Here is a 17,526-nt window from a genome sequence, read left to right as displayed (position 1 = left end):
AACTGGTTTTTAAAGCCAGTTTTTTATTTTATAGTGGCGTGATATAATAAAATGAATTTTTAGAAGATTCCGATATCAGTTATTTTTCTTTTCAGTTTAATTTCATTTTTTGCAAAGTACCTTCTAATATGTATCTGTTACACTTAAGATACATAATAAAGAAGAAAAGTGGAGGAGATATGGAAATATCAGTAATTGCCCCTGTTTATAACGAAGAGGAGAATATTAACAGATTAATTGAAAATGTAGAAAAAGTATTAAAGCAAAATTTTAAAAGTTATGAAATACTTTTAGTTAATGATGGAAGTACTGATAAAAGCAAAGAAATACTTGATAGTGTGGAGAACGAGAATGTGAAAGTCATTCATTTTGAGAAAAACTGCGGTCAGACAGCGGCCACAGCAGCAGGATTTAAATATTCCGAAGGAGATATAATAGTAACTATAGATGCTGATTTGCAGACTGATCCTGAGGATATACTGGTTCTTTACTCATACCTTGAGAATTATGATATGATAAACGGACGGCGTGCAACAAGAGAAGACGGAATAATAAAAAAGATTTCTTCATGGGTTGGAAATACTGCAAGAAATATTATTACAGGTGATGATATAAAGGATACAGGCTGTCCTTTGAAGCTTTTCAGGAAAGAAGTAGCAAAATCTTATTATTTATATGAAGGGATGCACAGATTTTTACCGACATTAGCTAAAATAAACGGTTTCAGGGTGATAGAAGTACCTGTACGCCATTACGACAGGATGTTCGGTCAGTCTAAGTACGGAGTATGGAACAGGCTTTTTAAAGGACTGAAGGATGCATTTGCAGTCAGATGGATGAAAAAAAGACATATATATTATACAGTGCTTAATGAGGAGATATAAATGGTTTTACGAAAGGATAAATACATATGGCTGATAATAGCAGCTGCGTTGTTATTGTATATTCCGCTGTTTATTTTCAGGGATTTTACCCCTACGAATGAATTGAAGTATATAAATATAGTTGATCATATGCTGAAATCCGGAGACTGGATAAAGCTTCAGTTTGACGGTTCACTGTACACGGATAAGCCGCCGCTGTATTTTTGGATAGCTGCTTTGATAAGACTGGTAACAGGCAAATATACATTGTTTTCTATAGGGCTTGTTATGTGTGTACTTCCGGCAATAGTGACAGGAGTAGATATATACAGATTTCTTACGGAAAATGAGTATGACAAAAAAAGAGCATGCACAGTTATATTAATATTATATACAATTTTATATTTTGCAGGATCTGTTCTGGTAATTCGTATGGATATGTTTATGACCATGTTTATAGTAAAGGCTTTGATTTCTTTTTATAACATAGCGGAAAAAGACAGAGGAAATCCTTATATGCCTTATGTATATGCCGGGATAGGTTTTTTGATAAAGGGACTTGCAGCAGTTTTTATACCAATTGGTGTTATTCTTGCATATCTGCTTGTAACAAAACAAAAGGACAAAATAAAAAAGTTAAAATTCGGCAAAGGAATTATTATTATAGTTATATTTGCACTTATATGGTTTATTCCTTTGATAATGAGTCTCGGAGTGAATTCGGCAGTGAACGAGCTGCTTTTGAAGCAGACGGTAAACAGAGCAGTAAATACCAGTGTGCATAAAAAACCGATATATTATTATCTTATTAATCTGTTCCCGAATTTATTTCCCTGGACATTATTCTTTTTTGCTTCTTTTATAATGTTGCTTATAAGAGCAAAAAAACAGGAAAAATTTATGATTTTTATAATATGCTGGTTTGCTGTGCCTTTTATTATATTTTCACTGGTCAGCAGTAAACTGGATATATATTTGATACCTGCATATGGCGCAATAGCTGTAATAACAGAAAAAATACTTGCGAAAAAAAACGGAAAAGCAAAAAAAATAATTGGGATAATAACAAGTATGTTTTACTTTTTATTTATAATTGCCGCTTTTATTTCTAAGGAAAAGCTGGCAGGGATGGATCCGTTTTTGTATGGTTTGGTATTGGTCTACGGAGTATTTTCCATATTTACTGCCGCAGCCGGGATCTATTTTTCGTTAAAAGAAAAAGCTTATTGTTATGTCTGGAATATAGTTATTAATATGATTGCTTTACTGGGAATATTGACAATATCTGCACCTGCGGCAAACGAATATATTGGTTTTTCCAAATTTGCCGGGATCATAAAGGCAGAAAAGGAAAAAGACCGCAGTCTGAAAATTTTCGGCTACAAAGAAAATGAAGCCAACAGAATGGCATATATAATAAATGATGATAATATCATAAATATAGAAAATCCGGAAAAACTTAATAAGATAATAAAAAATGAAAATGTAATAATTTTATTGCAGAATAAAGATATAAGTGATCTGCCTGAGAATTATGAAATGGTATATTCTAACAGTAAATTTGTTATTATTAAATATATCAGGAAAGAAGGATAAAATGAATGCATTAAGTGGATATTTCACAATGAATAAAATATTTTTGTATATTGGATTGTTTGGACAGCTGTGTTTTTCCATGAGATTTATTATACAGTGGATATATAGCGAAAAGGCAAAAAAAAGTGTAATTCCTGTGGCATTTTGGTATTTCAGCCTTTCAGGCGGTATAATACTGCTTGTATATGCTGTTTATCATAGAGATCCTGTTTTTATAATGGGGCAGGCACCGGGAGTTTTTATCTACTCAAGAAATATATATTTGATACATAAAAATAAAAAAGAGGAAGCCTCACAGAATGAAGGTGCAAAAATAGAACAAGTTCACAATAACAGCGAATACCGTCTTCAAAAAATGACGGAAGAAATAGAGCTGAATTAAATTTTATATCAAAATTGTGTCAAAACATTATTTAGTTTATGACACAATTTTTTTATTATATCTGTTTATTAAAATATATTTCGGTATCAAGACCGTCATCTCTGTTTATCAGTTCTATTTTAGCATTATGGAGTTCTATAATTTCCTTTATTATAGAGAGTCCGAGACCAAGACCGCGTGTGCTTTTAGTATCCTGTCTTTCTGTACGGTAGTGTCTGTCAAAAATCTTTTTAATATCTTCATTGGAAATATGAGTTCCAAAATCTCTGATAAGAATTTTGATAAAAGTATCGGTTTCTTCAACAGTTATATAAATTTCTTTACCATCAGAGTACTTTATGCTGTTGTCAATAATTCCGCGTAAGGCTTCGGAAATAAGATTTTGATTGCCGTATATGACTGTATTGCTGCAGCTGATAATAAGCTTTTTATCTGTTTTCAAAAGCTGGTAATCATTTTTCAGCTTTGTTAGCAGAAGGCATATTTCTATTTTTTCATTCAAAGTTTTTAATTTTTCTGCCTGAGATAAAAACAAAAGGTTCGTAATAAGCTTCTCAATATTTATAATTTCTGTTTCTATATTTTCCAGGGCCTCGTTAAGAAGAACAGGATCATCTCTTCCCCATTTCAGTATATCAAGATAACCTTTCATAATAGCAACAGGTGTTTTTAATTCATGAGAGACATTACTGGAAAAGTTTTTCTGATTGAGAAGTATTTCATGCATTTTTGAAAATAAATTATTTATAACATCGATTAAATCACCTATTTCATCATCCCTGATTTTAGGAAGTTTTATATTCAGGTTTTTTGCATTTATTTTTTCACTTTCTTTTATGATATAAGTAACAGGTTTTAGTATATTTTTAGTCATATAATATGAAATTATTATTATAGATACAGCAAGGAGTATAAAGAGATAAAATATAATCCGGGTTGTTTTTATCGCACGATCATATGAATATTTTCTTATAAAAGTAAATTCGATATTATTTACATTTTTTTCCTTAAAATGAAGAGCATATCTTTTCTTGAAAACCCAGTTATTTTCAGGAATATCTTTATAAGAGATATTAGAGTCGCCGAGTTTTACAATATGACCGTCAGGATATTTCATGGAAATAAGAATTTCGTCCTTATCCCCGAATTCCAGTGTCTGATAAAAATCAGAAATATCATATGCGGAAACTTTTCCGAGTGTTTCAGTTACACCATTTGCAATATTGTCAAGCTCGTTGTTTTCTTCCACAACATATTCATTTATAATGAAAATCCATGTTACAATACCAATTAACAGTGTACAGAAAAGTATTCCCATGGTATTAAAAATTATAATTTTATGAGAAATTTTTTTTATTTTTATTTTCATTGCTGCTCCCTTTTAAGTGAATAACCTATACCTCTTACAGTAATGATATAATCTTTTCCCAGTTTTTGCCGTAAATTCTTCATTGTTACATCAAGAAGATTACTGCTGGCATTCCAGCCCCATATTTCATCTATAATTCTTTCACGCTTGAGAACTATATTCTGATTTTCAAGAAATAATTTCATCATATCAAATTCTGTTTTACTCAAAGGAATAAGTGTTCCGGCTTTGGTAAATGTAAAGTTGACTGTATCCATTTCCAGATCAGCATATTTCAGAATATCGGAAGAATCTTTTTTTAGATGTATTTTTATTCTGGCTTCCAGTTCCAGAATATCATATGGCTTGGTTACATAGTCTACGGCTCCTATAGTAAGGAGCTCCACCTTATCTTCTATATGGCTTCGAGCAGATACTACGATAATGGGAACATGAACTGCAGAGCTTATAGTTTTGCATATACGGTTTCCTTCTATATCGGGAAGACCAAGATCAAGCAGAATAAGATCTATATCTTTGCTGTTTTCTGCTTTTTCCACAGCTTCAAGCCCTGTATAGGCATTTTCCACCTGAAAGCCTTTATGCTCCAGCTGGATTTTTAATATTTTGGCTAATTTTTCATCATCTTCGACTATTAATATTTTTGGCATAAGTCCACCTTATTTCTTATAAAGTATTATATTACCTTTATATTTTACCACATTTTTAAATTAATTAGGAAGATAATTTCTTTTGCAGTAACTGTTTTCTTTTGTTAATATAAAAAATGGCCCTTCTGTACAGAAGAACCAAATTATTACTCGCCTATATCATAACCGAGATTCAGATAATATCTTATTTTTTCGCCCTCAGTTTTGGAACCGCCGATATAGCTCGGTCCTAAAGGAGTTTTTATTCCTATTCCGATATCATAACTCTGTTTTGTAGTGTCACCGTCTATTGAGAATGCAGTATCCGATATTGCAGCATATGAAATTCCCGCATCTACATAGATGTATTTATTAATACTGTACTGAAGCTTCAGATTAGCAGTAGTGATACTCTGCCCTCTAAGGCTGTTTTCTTCGACCCCTCTGAATTCCAATGAGTGATCTCTTGTCTTATATCCTCCGAGCTTAGGCTGATATGTTTCCGGAATATCATCTCCGGAAGCACTAAGATACTCAAGTGTAGGGATGATACTTAAATTCTTTGTAACAGGGAATATACCCCGTCCTATGAAGCTCAGCGAGCTGAAATCAGCTTCGGATGAATTGCCGTAGGCATAAATAGTATTCAGGTAATATCCTTTCGTAGGATAAATAAATGAATTTCTTGTGTCATATATAAGCTGGGCACTGTACACAGGATAGTCCGTTTTTTTATTTTTTGAATTATCTTCATTTTGATTAACACTTGATTCTTCAAAACCGCCACTTGCTATAAAAACAAGATTCTTATCCAGCTCTACTCCGAAACCAAGATTAATATTTGATACTTTATTTTCAAAATCAAATTTTTTTCCATTATAATTTTGATTTTTTATAATGTCGTTTTTTATGTGGAAAGTAGGCATTATAAACACTTTGGAATCAAGCCCGGTACTCAGGACGAGCTGACCGTTCAGGGCATACTCCTGACTGAGTATTCCGACTAGAGAGTATCTCAGAGCTGTTGCGTCAAAGGATCTGTTACCCTGAACGCCTATAGAAATAGTAGCGTAATCCTCTGTATTTAAATTTCCCCCTAGTGTAAGATAGTTGCTTGCCTTTTCCTGAACTACAAATGTGAGGTTATCGTCCTCTATTTCATAATACACTGTTAAAAAATCCCCGTTGGAATAAATTTTGTTTATAATACTGTCAATATCTTCTTTTTTTAAGGCATTTAGATTATTCGGAATAAATTTATTAAAGAATTTTTCGTTATATTTTTTATTCCCCACTACTTTTATATTTTTTATAGAATAAGTATCATTCCAGGTTTTTCTGAATTCTTTTCTTTTTTCCTGAATTTCTTCAAATTTTACCGGATCACTTAATTTTTTTATTTCCTCAATATTCTTACGTGCAGCAGCCTCACCAAGGGCTATTATGACCTCGGCTTTGGAAAAATCAGGAGATGCTATATCTGCAACATCAGGTACTATATAAAGGTCAAGCATTCTGATCTGTCTGTCCACTTCACGCTTACCCGCCATGGTAAGTGCATTTTCAGTAATATTGACTAGATTCATCTTATTTTCGTCGAGCTTAGTAAAGCCCTCACCGACATTAACTCCTATTGTATAGTCAGCCCCGAGTATTTTTGCTTCCTGAACAGGAAGATTTCTTACCAGTCCTCCGTCAATAAGAAGCTTATTCTGATATCTTACAGGAGAAATAACAGTAGGCAGTGACATACTCGCTCTTATTGCAGTAGGAAGAGATCCCTTATCTATCATAACGGCTTCTCCGGTTTCAAGATCAGTAGCAACCAATGCAAACTTCTGGGGGAATTTTCTAAAATCATTGACATCTTCTACTCCGTAGAACAAATCATTTAGATTACTGCTGATATTTTTACCGCCGATAGCTCCGCTGGGAAAGCTCACGGAAAATCCCTGAAACGGCAGTGCAATTGTATTTTTATCCTCAAAATAATTTCTTACAGCGCCTTTTGAATCTCTCGGGATATTATCTGTAAACATACCAAACCAATCTATTTCTACTGCCAGTTTCTCTATTTCCTCCACGGTATATCCAGCAGCGTAAAGTCCGCCTACGATACTGCCCATACTTGTTCCGGTTATATATTCAACAGGAACTTTTTCTTCTTCCAGCACTTTTAAGACACCTATATGAGCCAGTCCTTTTGCCGAACCACCGCTTAATACAAGCCCTATTCTTTTATCGTCACCGTCGCTAAAGCTGCATGAAAAAAGAATAAGAAGGAGAAAAAGTCTTTTAGCTATATTTTTATACCTGAATTTTTTTTGCATAAATCCTCCGATCGATTGGATACAATAAAAAGAACATGATATCTGCTTAAACTTTTTATGTATAAATATTTTTCTGTTTTTAATCAATTTTACCCTTTTTCAGGTCTTTTTTCAATAGCAAAGTATCAAATAAATTTGAATCTGTATTTTAATGAACAGGAACGCTGGAAAACAGGAGAGATAAATTTTAATAAAAATGTTGAATTTGATAAAAATCTTAGAAAATGCTAAAATAGTGGAAGCAAATATTGGAGAACTTTTTTTGTGCTGTCCCCAGGTCAGGTGCAGCGGATAAGAGGCAGTATTTGCTATATCAAAAGAGAAAGTTGGAGATTTCTGTGAAAATCGGTGAAAAGCTCAAAAGCTTAAGGCAGGAAAAGCTTTTAACGCAAAATGAATTAGCAGATAGATGTGAATTATCAAAAGGATTCATATCACAGCTGGAAAGAGACCTTACATCCCCGTCTTTATCCACTTTGGAGGATATACTGGAAGTATTGGGGACGAATATAAGAGATTTTTTTAATGAAACACAGCAGGAAAAAATTGTATTTTCAGTTGAAGATTTTTATGAATTTCAAAATGAAGAATTAGGATATGAAATAAAATGGATAATCCCAAATGCACAGAAAAATAAAATGGAACCGATTCTGATAACTTTGGAGCCCGGAGGAAGATACAAGCTTGAGGTGGCACATGAGGGGGAAGAGTTCGGATATGTTTTGTCAGGTGCAGTTAACATACATTTGGGGAATAAAAAATACAGGGCCAAAAAAGGTGAGAGCTTTTATTACAAGCCGAGTGTAGACCACTATATCTCGAATGTATCAAAAACAGGGGTATCAAAAGTTTTATGGGTAGCAACTCCGCCGTCATTTTAAAAAAAGATTGACAAAAAATATAAAAATTATTATTATATAGAGCAACTGGGAAGTGAAGTAGTTTGAATAATAGTTTAATTAATTAAGTTATTATTCAGATGATTGTTTTTATTTGTATATATAAATACATTGGGAGGATTTGCATGAAAAAGTTTATGATTGCTGCAATGACAATATTTTTGATTTTTAGCTGCGGGGTAAAAGAAGAGGGTGCCGCTGTTGAAAAAACAACTGAAACTAAAGAGGTATCAGCTCCGGAAAAAGAAACTCTGAAAAAAGAGAAAGTTCCTGAAAGTGAGAAGGTAACAGTAGACGGAATAGAAGTTACAATAGAAAATAAAAGAATAAAAGTCGGGGATAAGCTAGAGGATGCAGAATTAATTGCTCCTGTTAATGAATTCAATAAAATGAAAAAAGTGAGACTTTCAGATGATAAAGGTATAAAATTAATTTATACTGCACCGTCGCTGGATACTCCGGTATGCTCGCTTCAGACTAAGATGCTTGATGAGAAGGCAAAAGAGCATGCAGATGTCTTTTTTTATTCAATAACTGATGATTTACCTTTTGCTATGATGAGATTTTGTTCTGATAACGGAATAGCAAATCTGAAAACTTTGTCTGATTTTCAGACACATGAATTTTCTGCTAAAAATGGTTTTTTAATGAAAGAATACCAGTTACTGACAAGAGCAGTAATAATAGTGGATGAAGATAATATTGTAAGATATGTGGATTATGGAAAAGAAGTGACAGATCAGCTTGATCTTGGAAAAGCAATAGATTTTCTGGAAAAGAAAATGCTGAAAAAATAAAATTTAGTGAGGTATAAAATGAAAAAATTAATGATGGTAATATTGGGAGTAATATTTTTGATGTCATGTTCTGGTGAAACGTCTGCGACATTTGATTTAGATGCAACAAAAGGTGCGAAGTTTCCTGCGTTTACAGCGAAATCAATTGACGGGAAAGAAACATTTAAAAGTACTGATCTCTTGAAAAGTGATAAAAAGACGTTATTTGTCATTGCTGCCGAATGGTGCCCGCACTGCCGTGATGAGGCGATAGAAATACAGGAATTTTATGAAAAGCATAAAGATGAAGCTAATATAGTAGTTATATATAGTGCAAATAATTCAAGTCCTGAAATAGTAACTGAATATCTGACGAAAAATAAATATACTTTCCCTGCTTATTATGACCATGATAATGTAATTCTGTACGGTTCTAAAATAGAATCATTTCCTTTTAATGCAGTGATAGGAAAAGACGGGAAGATAGAAGAAATAGTCGAAGGTGAATTAAGCTACGACAGTCTGGTAGAAAAATTAATTAAGTAAATATATATAAAGATCGTTTTAGGACGGTCTTTTTGTTTTTTATAGCGGTATTTTACAGCAGGCTTGCCCATTTATAAAAATATGATATGATAATTATAGAGAACAGTTTTGTATCAATGAGTTGATGCGACCAGATTTTTGCTTTTATATAATTAGGAGAGATTTTACGAAATGCAGGGAGGAAAATTATGATTTTTGCCGGAATATGCCTGATGACTGAGGATGTAAGAAAATTAGCTGATTTTTACAAAGAAATATTACAGACTGCATCAGATTATGATGATGAAATTCATCAGGAAATATTTACAAAAGGTGCTTCTTTTGCAATACTAAAAAATGATGGAATTACCCAAGCAGGAAATTCTAATATGACAATGATTTTTACAGTTGATAATGTGGATGAAGAATATGAACGCTTGAAAAAAATCGGGGTAAAAATCTTGGATATACCAACAATACAGCCGTGGGGAGCAAAGAATATGCGCTTTTCCGATCCGGATGGAAATTTTGTGGTGTTCAGGACATTTTTATGATGTTGGTGAAGTATTTAGTCATGGTTTTCATATACATAAGATTCAGGTACCAGTTTAATTTTAAAGATATCAGGTAATGTATGATTAACAGGTGTTTTAGGCTGTATCAAAATAAAAAAAATCTGTTTTTAAACCCTGATTCTTTAATATCAAATGTTGAACTTTTATGTATTTATTTAAAGTAAAGATATTGCACTTTTTAAAAATATGGTATAATTAATTTTAAAATTATTTTATATTTAATAAAGGGAGATATATGAATTTAGCTTTGAGGTTATTAAATTTAATTCTTTTTATTTTATTTACTTTATTTTTTATGAAGGTAAATCTTTTTAATATCACAGTTACTTTGATATTATTTTCTTTTCTCAATTCTTTTATTCTGAAAAAGAAAAACATAGAGCTGGATATGGAGCTTCTGTTATTTCAAATAATAACAAGCTTCTATATTGAAAGAATTTCTATTTTTGATTGGAGAGAAGTCCCGGAACAGGTTTTTAGTAATTATGATTATATAAAATTTTTATTTCTTTTCTTTTTTATTTTATTTGTATTCTATTTGAAAAATAAAAAAGGCAAGTTTTTCTTGAAATTCTATTTTTATATTACTTCATTTTATTTAGTTTTTTTTGAAAATATCCTAAACTTAAATATTTTAAGCGGGGCAGGTTTTTTCATTTCAGGTTATAATGCTTTATTTTCATATTATATGATAGATATTTTTTATATAGCTATTTTGGTTTTCTTTCCAAGTAAATTTTATGATAAAAAATTTTTATTAATATATTTATATATTATCTTATGCATGCTTATAAGATATAAAACGAACTATTTTTAGAGGGAGAATGTTTAATGAGTAATAACTTTTTAAAAAGAACCGGGAAATTATCAGATAATCCGGACATAAAAGTAAATTATGACGGACTTTCTGTAATTTTACTAGAAGCTAAAGCAGATAAACTGTATAGGGATAATTTTAAACAGGTAATGAAATCTTATAAATTATGGCTTACATCAACAAGGTGTATGGAGTATTATCTGAGTTATCCCAATAGACCCTCTTTAAAAGAATATTTTGGTGGAGGGCAGTTTTTAGGGTTAGGTTTAAAGAGATTCGGGGATATTGCTAAAAAACATTTTAGTATAGCGGGAACAGATTTTCTTGCTTTTTATGGTTATAACTTTTCAATAAGAGGTAATGTAAGAATTTACAGTGAAAAAATAAAAAATGTATTGTTACATAATGTAAGATATGCAAGTGAAAGAACAATTTCAAAAGAAAGTATATTAAAGTATTATGCCTATGAAAATATACCGGAAATAATAAGAGATAAAAGCAAGCTTTCTGAAAATGATTTTTACTTTGCAGTAGGAGATGGAAATTTTTTATATGGTCAAGTTCATACGATAAATTTTAAAAAAAAAGAATTTCAAATTTTATATGTGATGTATGATGAATATAATTGGGATGATAATGTAACCTATTTTATTAAGCGTTCTCCAGGCGATGCTTCTTATAATCTTATTATTGAAACAGCAGCTTTTAAAAAATGGGAAAAAGACGGGTTAGCAAGATCATTTTTGCAGTTTTTTGTTGATGTTGTGACTGTTAAATATTAGATATAAAAATTTACGTCATGAAAAATAATTCTTTAAATAGTAAGGGAAGTGAATTTAAAGCTAAAGTATTGAAATTAAATAAAATAGATGAAATAAGAAATTTTGATTGTATAAGATATGAATAAGGAGCGTAAGCTCCTTATCTATTTATTAAGTAAAGAATAAAATGATTTTGAAAATAGTAAAAGTGGTTCTGTCCGGTATAATATAATTTTCAATATACCATTGAATTTGTGATGCTGAATTAAAAAATATCTTTGAAAATATATTAATGAATATTTTTATAGTTAAAGAATTTAAATTAATAAGTTTCGAAAAAAGAAACTGAAAGAGAACTAAAATAATTTTTTTAATAAACGGATATATTTGATTTAATAAGATAGGTAATAAAAAAAGATTGTGAATTTAGCGTCTGTTTTTTATAGAAATAATTTAAAAAATGAAATAGCTTAAAAATGAGAAATATAATAAAATATAGCCTTTGAAGTATATTTTACAGATACAGAAATAAATTTATTTGACAAAAAAATAAAATAGTAGTATCATACTTATATAGGGTATGGGGGTATACCTAAAAAGGAGGAGATATGACTGAATTAAATAAAAAGAGACAGATTGTGCTAGAAGGAGCGCATAATGTAAGAGATATAGGCGGATATAAAGCTGAAAACGGCAAGATTACCAGATGGAAAAAATTTATCCGTTCAGATGGACTAGAGAGTCTTACTAAATCTGATATAAGTAAGCTCCTTGATTACGGATTAAGCATTGACATAGATTTAAGGTCAGATATGGAATATGAAGCATGGGTAGATGTTCTGCAGTATTGTAATGAGGTAGACTATTATCAGATTCAGCTGCTGAAGGATCTGAAAATAACTTTCGGATCACTCGGCGGAATATACGTGGATGCCTCTGATTCATGTAAAAAGGCATTTTACAAAGTATTCAGGCTGATGGCAGATAATCCCGAAAAGACTATATTGTTTCACTGTGCTGCAGGCAAAGACAGAACAGGTATGACAGCAGCACTTCTGCTAATGCTCGCAGGAGTATCAAAGGAAGATATAATATTGGATTATACTGTAACCAGAGAGAATTTACACTCTGTTTTGGACAGATTTTCTCGTGAAAATGACGAGAATCTGAAGGATTATCTCGGGTCTGAAAGAGAATATATTGAAAAATTTGTTGATCATATAGAAAAAAAGTACGGGGGAGCAGAAGCCTATATGAGTAAAATCGGGCTTAAAGAGAGTGAAATAAGGTCATTAAAAGAAAGTTTTCTTGAGGATGCAGAATAAGGAGGATAAAATGAAAACCGGATTATATGATGTAAAGGGAATGACATGTACAGCCTGTGCAGGAGCTATAGAGAGAGGTCTCGGCAAACTGGACGGTATAAAAGAAGCAAATGTAAACTTTGCTACTGAAAAATTAAAAGTAGAATATGATGAAGCAAAGTATGACTTTGATAAAATAAAAAATGAAGTGAAAAAAATTGGCTATGATCTGGCTGATGATGAGAAAATAAAGAAAGTTTCGGTTTCAATAAGCGGTATGACATGCTCAGCATGTTCTGCGGCAGTGGAGAGAAGTGTATTAAAATTAGAGGGAATTAAAAAAGCTTCTGTAAATTTTGCCAATGGAACAGGATATTTTGAATACGATCCTGCTGCTGTAAATATAGGGAAGATAAAGGAAAAAATAACAGAGGCCGGGTATAAACCGCTGGATGCCGATATGAAAGAAGAGGAAAAGGAAGATTTATACAATAAAGAAATCAGAAGTTTAGGTATAAAATTTATTGTTTCACTTATATTTGCAGTTCCGCTGCTATATGTGGCAATGGGACATATGATGGGACTTCATCTTCCTGATTTTATAAATCCTGAAATTAATCCCGGAAACTTTGCGATTGCTCAGGTAATTCTGGTAATTCCTATACTTGTAGCAGGAAACGGATTTTTTGTAAGAGGATTCAGAAATTTGCTTAAGAGAAGTCCTAATATGGATTCACTGATAGCTGTGGGTACATCGGCAGCAGTATTATACGGATCATTTTCGGTGTATCAGATATTTTCAGGGCAGGTACATTATGTGATGGACTTGTATTTTGAGTCGGCAGGAGTGATAATAACCCTTATTCTTCTTGGGAAGTTTCTTGAAGCCAAAACAAAAGGGAAAACTTCTTCCGCAATAAAGAAATTAATCGGGCTGCAGCCGAAAAAAGCAGTGATAATAAAAGACGGAGAGCCGCATGAGGTTCTTATTGAAGAAATAAATGCCGGGGATATTATCCTTGTAAAACCTGGAGAAAAGATACCCGTGGACGGTATAGTGGTAAAAGGACATACCAGTGTTGATGAGTCCATGCTTACCGGTGAAAGCATACCTGTGGGTAAAAAAGCAGATGACAAAGTAATAGGCGGAAGTATAAATAAGAATGGAAGTATAGAATTCAGAGCTACCAAAGTAGGTACAGATACAATGCTTTCCCAGATTATAAAGCTGGTGGAAGAAGCTCAGGGGTCAAAAGCTCCTATCTCAAGAATGGCTGATACGATTTCGGGATATTTTGTTCCAATAGTAATGGTTATAGCGGTAATAGCAGGTCTGGCATGGTATATAAGCGGATCAGGTCTTGTATTTGCACTTACGATTTTTATAGCGGTCTTGGTAATAGCCTGTCCGTGTGCGCTGGGGCTGGCAACTCCTACTGCAATAATGGTAGGAACCGGAAAAGGTGCCGAAAACGGTATACTCATAAAAAGCGGTGAGGCTCTGGAAACTACACACAGTATAGATACTATAATATTTGATAAAACAGGAACTATAACACAGGGGAAACCTGTAGTAACAGATGTAATTGCAGATAATGAAGGTATTTTTCTGCAGTATGCGGCAAGTGCCGAAAAAGGCTCTGAGCATCCTCTTGCAGAAGCTGTAATGGCTTACAGTAAAGAGCGGAACATAGAATTATATAACGCAGAGAAGTTTGAAAATATTCCGGGATATGGGATAAAATGTGAAGTTAACGGAAAAACGGTATTCCTTGGAAATAAAAAATTAATGACAGAAAATAATATGGATATAAGTAAATTTGAAAAAGATTTTGACAGACTCTCTGATGAAGGGAAAACTGTAGTCTTCCTTGCTGCAGATGGAAAAACAGAGGGAATAGCAGCAATAGCGGATGTAGTAAAGGAAAGCAGCGCAAGGGCAGTGAAGGAACTTCATGAAATGGGAATAAAAGTAGTAATGCTTACCGGAGATAACAGAAAAACTGCCGAATATATAGCAAAGCAAGTGGGAATAGACGAAGTTATAGCAGAGGTTCTTCCTGATGAAAAATCAAATGCCGTAAAATCTTATCAGAAAAAAGGAGATTTCGTAGCAATGGTTGGTGACGGGATAAATGATTCACCTGCACTGGCTCAGGCAAATGTGGGTATAGCAATAGGAAGCGGAACCGATGTAGCAATAGAATCAGCAGATATAGTACTTATCAGAAGTGATATTCTTGATGTTGTCAACGCAATAAAATTAAGCAAGGCTACGATAAGAAACATAAAGCAGAACTTATTCTGGGCATTTGCCTATAATACTTTGGGTATACCATTTGCAGCAGGTGTATTCTATGCATTCGGAGGCCCGAAGCTGGATCCTATGATTGCGGCACTGGCTATGTCCTTGAGTTCGGTATCAGTATTGCTGAATGCCCTCAGGCTGAAATTTTTTAAAGCTGAAAATTATAAGTTCAGAAAGAAAACAAAAAAATACAAAGGAAGTGAGAATTTTATGGAAAAAGAATTAAAAGTAAAAGGTATGAGCTGTGAGCATTGTGTAAAGAGAGTAAAGACAGCAGTAGAAAGTATAGATGGTGTAAGCTCTGTATCTGTGGATTTGAATTCGGGAGCTGTAAAGTATAGTGCAGAAAAAGATGTTATAAAAGAAGTCATAGAAAAAATAAAAGAGGCAGGATATGAAGCAGAGTAAAGAAAATGAAATCAAAGAGAAAAGAAAAGCAGAGCATGCCAATGACTTAAAAGATTCTCTCGTAAAAAGACTGAACAGAATAGAGGGGCAGATAAGAGGAATAAAAAAAATGGTAGAAGAAGATATATACTGTGATGAGATACTCCATCAGATAATGTCTGCCAAAGCCTCACTGGACGGAGTGTCAAAAGAACTGTTGAAGGCTCATATAAACAGCTGTGTAGTACGGCAGATAAAAGAAGGCAAGGAAGAAGTGGTAGATGAGCTTATGGTTACCATAAAAAAAATGATAAAATGATCTGTAGAAAACAATAATAATATGAAATAAAGAATCATGGCGGGTGTTACTTTTATCCGCTGTGATTTTTATTTACGGACTGGGCTGTATCCACAGAAATATTTGTATTTTCTTTATATCAGGGATTAAATGTGTTATAATATCTTGCTTATCAAATTTAATTTTTTAAAATAAAATTTATAAAATATATAATAAAGGAATGATATTAATGTCAATAGGGATATTTGATTCTGGTCTTGGAGGACTTACAGTATTGAAGGAAGTAAGAAAAATATTTCCAAATGAAGAAATTTTTTATTTCGGTGATACTGCACGTGTTCCTTACGGAGAAAAGACAAAAGAGCTGATAATAAGATATTCAAAAGAAATAACTGATTTTCTTTTGACCAAGAATATCAATGTACTTGTGGTTGCATGCAATACAGCAACGGCACTTGCACTGGAAGAGCTGAAAGCAGTCTATGATATACCGGTAATAGGTGTGATAGAGGCGGGAGTGAGAAGTGCACTTTCGGTAACTAAAACTAATGAGATAGGTGTAATAGGAACAAAAGCAACTATAAATTCCGAGAAGTATAAGCAGGAAATACACAGGAGAAATAAGGATATAGTAGTGTATCAGAAAGCATGCCCTTTATTCGTTCATGTGGTAGAAGAAGGACTTTTGGACGGGGAAATAATAGAAAGTATTATAAAACACTATCTGGGGGATTTTGATGATAAAGTAGATACCCTTATTTTAGGATGTACTCATTATCCGCTTTTGAAAAAGGAAATACAGAAAATTTATCCAGATCTGAATCTCATAGATCCGGCAATGGAAACTGCACTTGATCTGAAAAAAGTGCTGACAGAAAATAATGCTGCAGAAAATAAAGGCGGCCATGTAAAATTTTATGTATCTGACGGTGTACAAAATTTCAGGAATATAGGCAGTATGTTTCTTGATGAAGAAATAGAAGATATAGAGCTGATAAAGCTCTGATGTTATTTTTGTATGTTTTAGACAACAAAATATGAAGATAAGGAGTAATTATGTTTGAATATATAAGAGGAGAACTCACGGTAAAAAAGATAGATTATGTGGCTCTTGAAGTAAACGGTATTGCATACAAAATATTCATCTCACTAAAAACCTATGATATGCTTACAGAGGATACTGAAAAATTATTTATTTACACTAATGTAAAGGAAGATGATTTTTCATTATACGGATTTAAGACTGAAAGTGAAAGAGAGCTGTTCAAAGCATTGGTAAGTATAAGCGGAGTAGGGCCTAAGCTCGGGCTGGCGATACTTTCCACATTTAATACACAAGAAGTGATCGACATAGTAATAGAGGAAAATGCCAAGCTTCTTGTAAGGGTACCGGGATTAGGGCAGAAAAAAGCCCAAAAGCTGATTGTGGATCTGAAAGATAAGGTAAAGAAGCTCAATGTAATCGGGATTGCACAGGATGGAAGCCACGATACAGCGAGCAGCGTATCCAGCACAAAGGCACTTATTATGAAGGAAGACTTAAAGCTTGCGCTTGAATCTCTCGGTTATTCCAATGCTGATGTATCAAAGTGGATAAAAGATGAGGAAATAGAGAAATATGAGCGTGTAGAAGATGCGATAAGAGATATTTTAAAAAAAATACAATCAAAATAAAACAGGAGTCTCTGAAGAAATTCAGAGATTTTT

At 32.8% G+C, this 17,526-nt stretch carries 16 protein-coding genes; 13 read left to right on the top strand and 3 right to left on the bottom strand.

Going from position 1 to position 17,526, the window contains the following annotated elements; genetic code table 11:
• Positions 1-179: 179 nt before the first annotated feature.
• From STERM_RS18250 to STERM_RS18240, 3 genes are read left to right on the top strand one after another with little or no spacing between them, the layout of a single operon-like run.
• Positions 180-884 (top strand): glycosyltransferase family 2 protein, encoded by a 705-nt coding sequence (locus STERM_RS18250; protein ID WP_012863106.1) that lies wholly within the window; start codon positions 180-182, stop codon positions 882-884.
• The gene (locus STERM_RS18245; protein ID WP_012863105.1) at positions 885-2,459 is read left to right on the top strand and encodes an ArnT family glycosyltransferase; all 1,575 of its coding nucleotides are present in this window, start codon (positions 885-887) and stop codon (positions 2,457-2,459) included.
• A 1-nt stretch (position 2,460) separates the two neighbouring features.
• Positions 2,461-2,841 carry a lipid-A-disaccharide synthase N-terminal domain-containing protein gene (locus STERM_RS18240; RefSeq protein WP_012863104.1) on the top strand — a complete coding sequence of 127 codons (381 nt, stop codon included), beginning with the start codon at positions 2,461-2,463 and terminating at the stop codon, positions 2,839-2,841.
• Between the two features lie 55 nt (positions 2,842-2,896).
• Here the strand turns inward: STERM_RS18240 and STERM_RS18235 are convergent, their stop codons facing one another.
• From STERM_RS18235 to STERM_RS18225, 3 genes are all read right to left on the bottom strand, one after another.
• On the bottom strand, positions 2,897-4,210 hold the full coding sequence (locus STERM_RS18235; protein WP_012863103.1) for a HAMP domain-containing sensor histidine kinase: 1,314 nt from the start codon (positions 4,208-4,210) through the stop codon (positions 2,897-2,899).
• Positions 4,207-4,860: a response regulator transcription factor gene (locus tag STERM_RS18230; RefSeq protein WP_012863102.1), complete on the bottom strand. Its 654-nt coding sequence runs from the start codon at positions 4,858-4,860 to the stop codon at positions 4,207-4,209. Before STERM_RS18230 ends, STERM_RS18235 begins: the two co-directional genes overlap by 4 nt.
• Before the next feature lie 146 nt (positions 4,861-5,006).
• Positions 5,007-7,169, bottom strand: coding sequence for a patatin-like phospholipase family protein (locus tag STERM_RS18225; protein WP_012863101.1), 2,163 nt, complete (start codon positions 7,167-7,169; stop codon positions 5,007-5,009).
• A gap of 338 nt (positions 7,170-7,507) precedes the next feature.
• On the opposite strand from STERM_RS18225, the gene STERM_RS18220 reads away from it, so the two are divergent.
• The 10 genes from STERM_RS18220 to ruvA all read left to right on the top strand — a co-directional run bounded on the left by STERM_RS18220 (position 7,508) and on the right by ruvA (position 17,493).
• Positions 7,508-8,050, top strand: a complete 543-nt coding sequence (locus STERM_RS18220) for a helix-turn-helix domain-containing protein (RefSeq protein WP_012863100.1) — start codon at positions 7,508-7,510, stop codon at positions 8,048-8,050.
• Positions 8,051-8,193: 143 nt separating this feature from the next.
• Positions 8,194-8,865, top strand: coding sequence for a thiol peroxidase (gene tpx / locus STERM_RS18215; protein ID WP_012863099.1), 672 nt, complete (start codon positions 8,194-8,196; stop codon positions 8,863-8,865).
• An 18-nt stretch (positions 8,866-8,883) separates the two neighbouring features.
• Positions 8,884-9,390, top strand: a complete 507-nt coding sequence (locus STERM_RS18210) for a TlpA family protein disulfide reductase (protein WP_012863098.1) — start codon at positions 8,884-8,886, stop codon at positions 9,388-9,390.
• 188 nt (positions 9,391-9,578) lie between these two features.
• Positions 9,579-9,923 carry a VOC family protein gene (locus STERM_RS18205; RefSeq protein ID WP_012863097.1) on the top strand — a complete coding sequence of 115 codons (345 nt, stop codon included), beginning with the start codon at positions 9,579-9,581 and terminating at the stop codon, positions 9,921-9,923.
• An 852-nt stretch (positions 9,924-10,775) separates the two neighbouring features.
• Positions 10,776-11,543 (top strand): hypothetical protein, encoded by a 768-nt coding sequence (locus STERM_RS18195; protein WP_012863095.1) that lies wholly within the window; start codon positions 10,776-10,778, stop codon positions 11,541-11,543.
• Positions 11,544-12,130: 587 nt separating this feature from the next.
• Positions 12,131-12,847 carry a tyrosine-protein phosphatase gene (locus tag STERM_RS18190; protein ID WP_012863094.1) on the top strand — a complete coding sequence of 239 codons (717 nt, stop codon included), beginning with the start codon at positions 12,131-12,133 and terminating at the stop codon, positions 12,845-12,847.
• A gap of 10 nt (positions 12,848-12,857) precedes the next feature.
• On the top strand, positions 12,858-15,542 hold the full coding sequence (locus tag STERM_RS18185) for a heavy metal translocating P-type ATPase (protein WP_012863093.1): 2,685 nt from the start codon (positions 12,858-12,860) through the stop codon (positions 15,540-15,542).
• Positions 15,529-15,840, top strand: coding sequence for a metal-sensitive transcriptional regulator (locus STERM_RS18180; RefSeq protein WP_012863092.1), 312 nt, complete (start codon positions 15,529-15,531; stop codon positions 15,838-15,840). Before STERM_RS18185 ends, STERM_RS18180 begins: the two co-directional genes overlap by 14 nt.
• A gap of 208 nt (positions 15,841-16,048) precedes the next feature.
• Positions 16,049-16,825 (top strand): glutamate racemase, encoded by a 777-nt coding sequence (gene murI, locus STERM_RS18175; RefSeq protein ID WP_012863091.1) that lies wholly within the window; start codon positions 16,049-16,051, stop codon positions 16,823-16,825.
• Positions 16,826-16,875: 50 nt separating this feature from the next.
• Positions 16,876-17,493: a Holliday junction branch migration protein RuvA gene (ruvA, locus tag STERM_RS18170; RefSeq protein WP_012863090.1), complete on the top strand. Its 618-nt coding sequence runs from the start codon at positions 16,876-16,878 to the stop codon at positions 17,491-17,493.
• Positions 17,494-17,526 lie beyond the last annotated feature (33 nt).

Source organism: Sebaldella termitidis ATCC 33386, assembly GCF_000024405.1.
Classification (GTDB): Bacteria; Fusobacteriota; Fusobacteriia; order Fusobacteriales; family Leptotrichiaceae; genus Sebaldella; species Sebaldella termitidis.
This window is presented reverse-complemented; position numbering and strand designations above follow the sequence as displayed.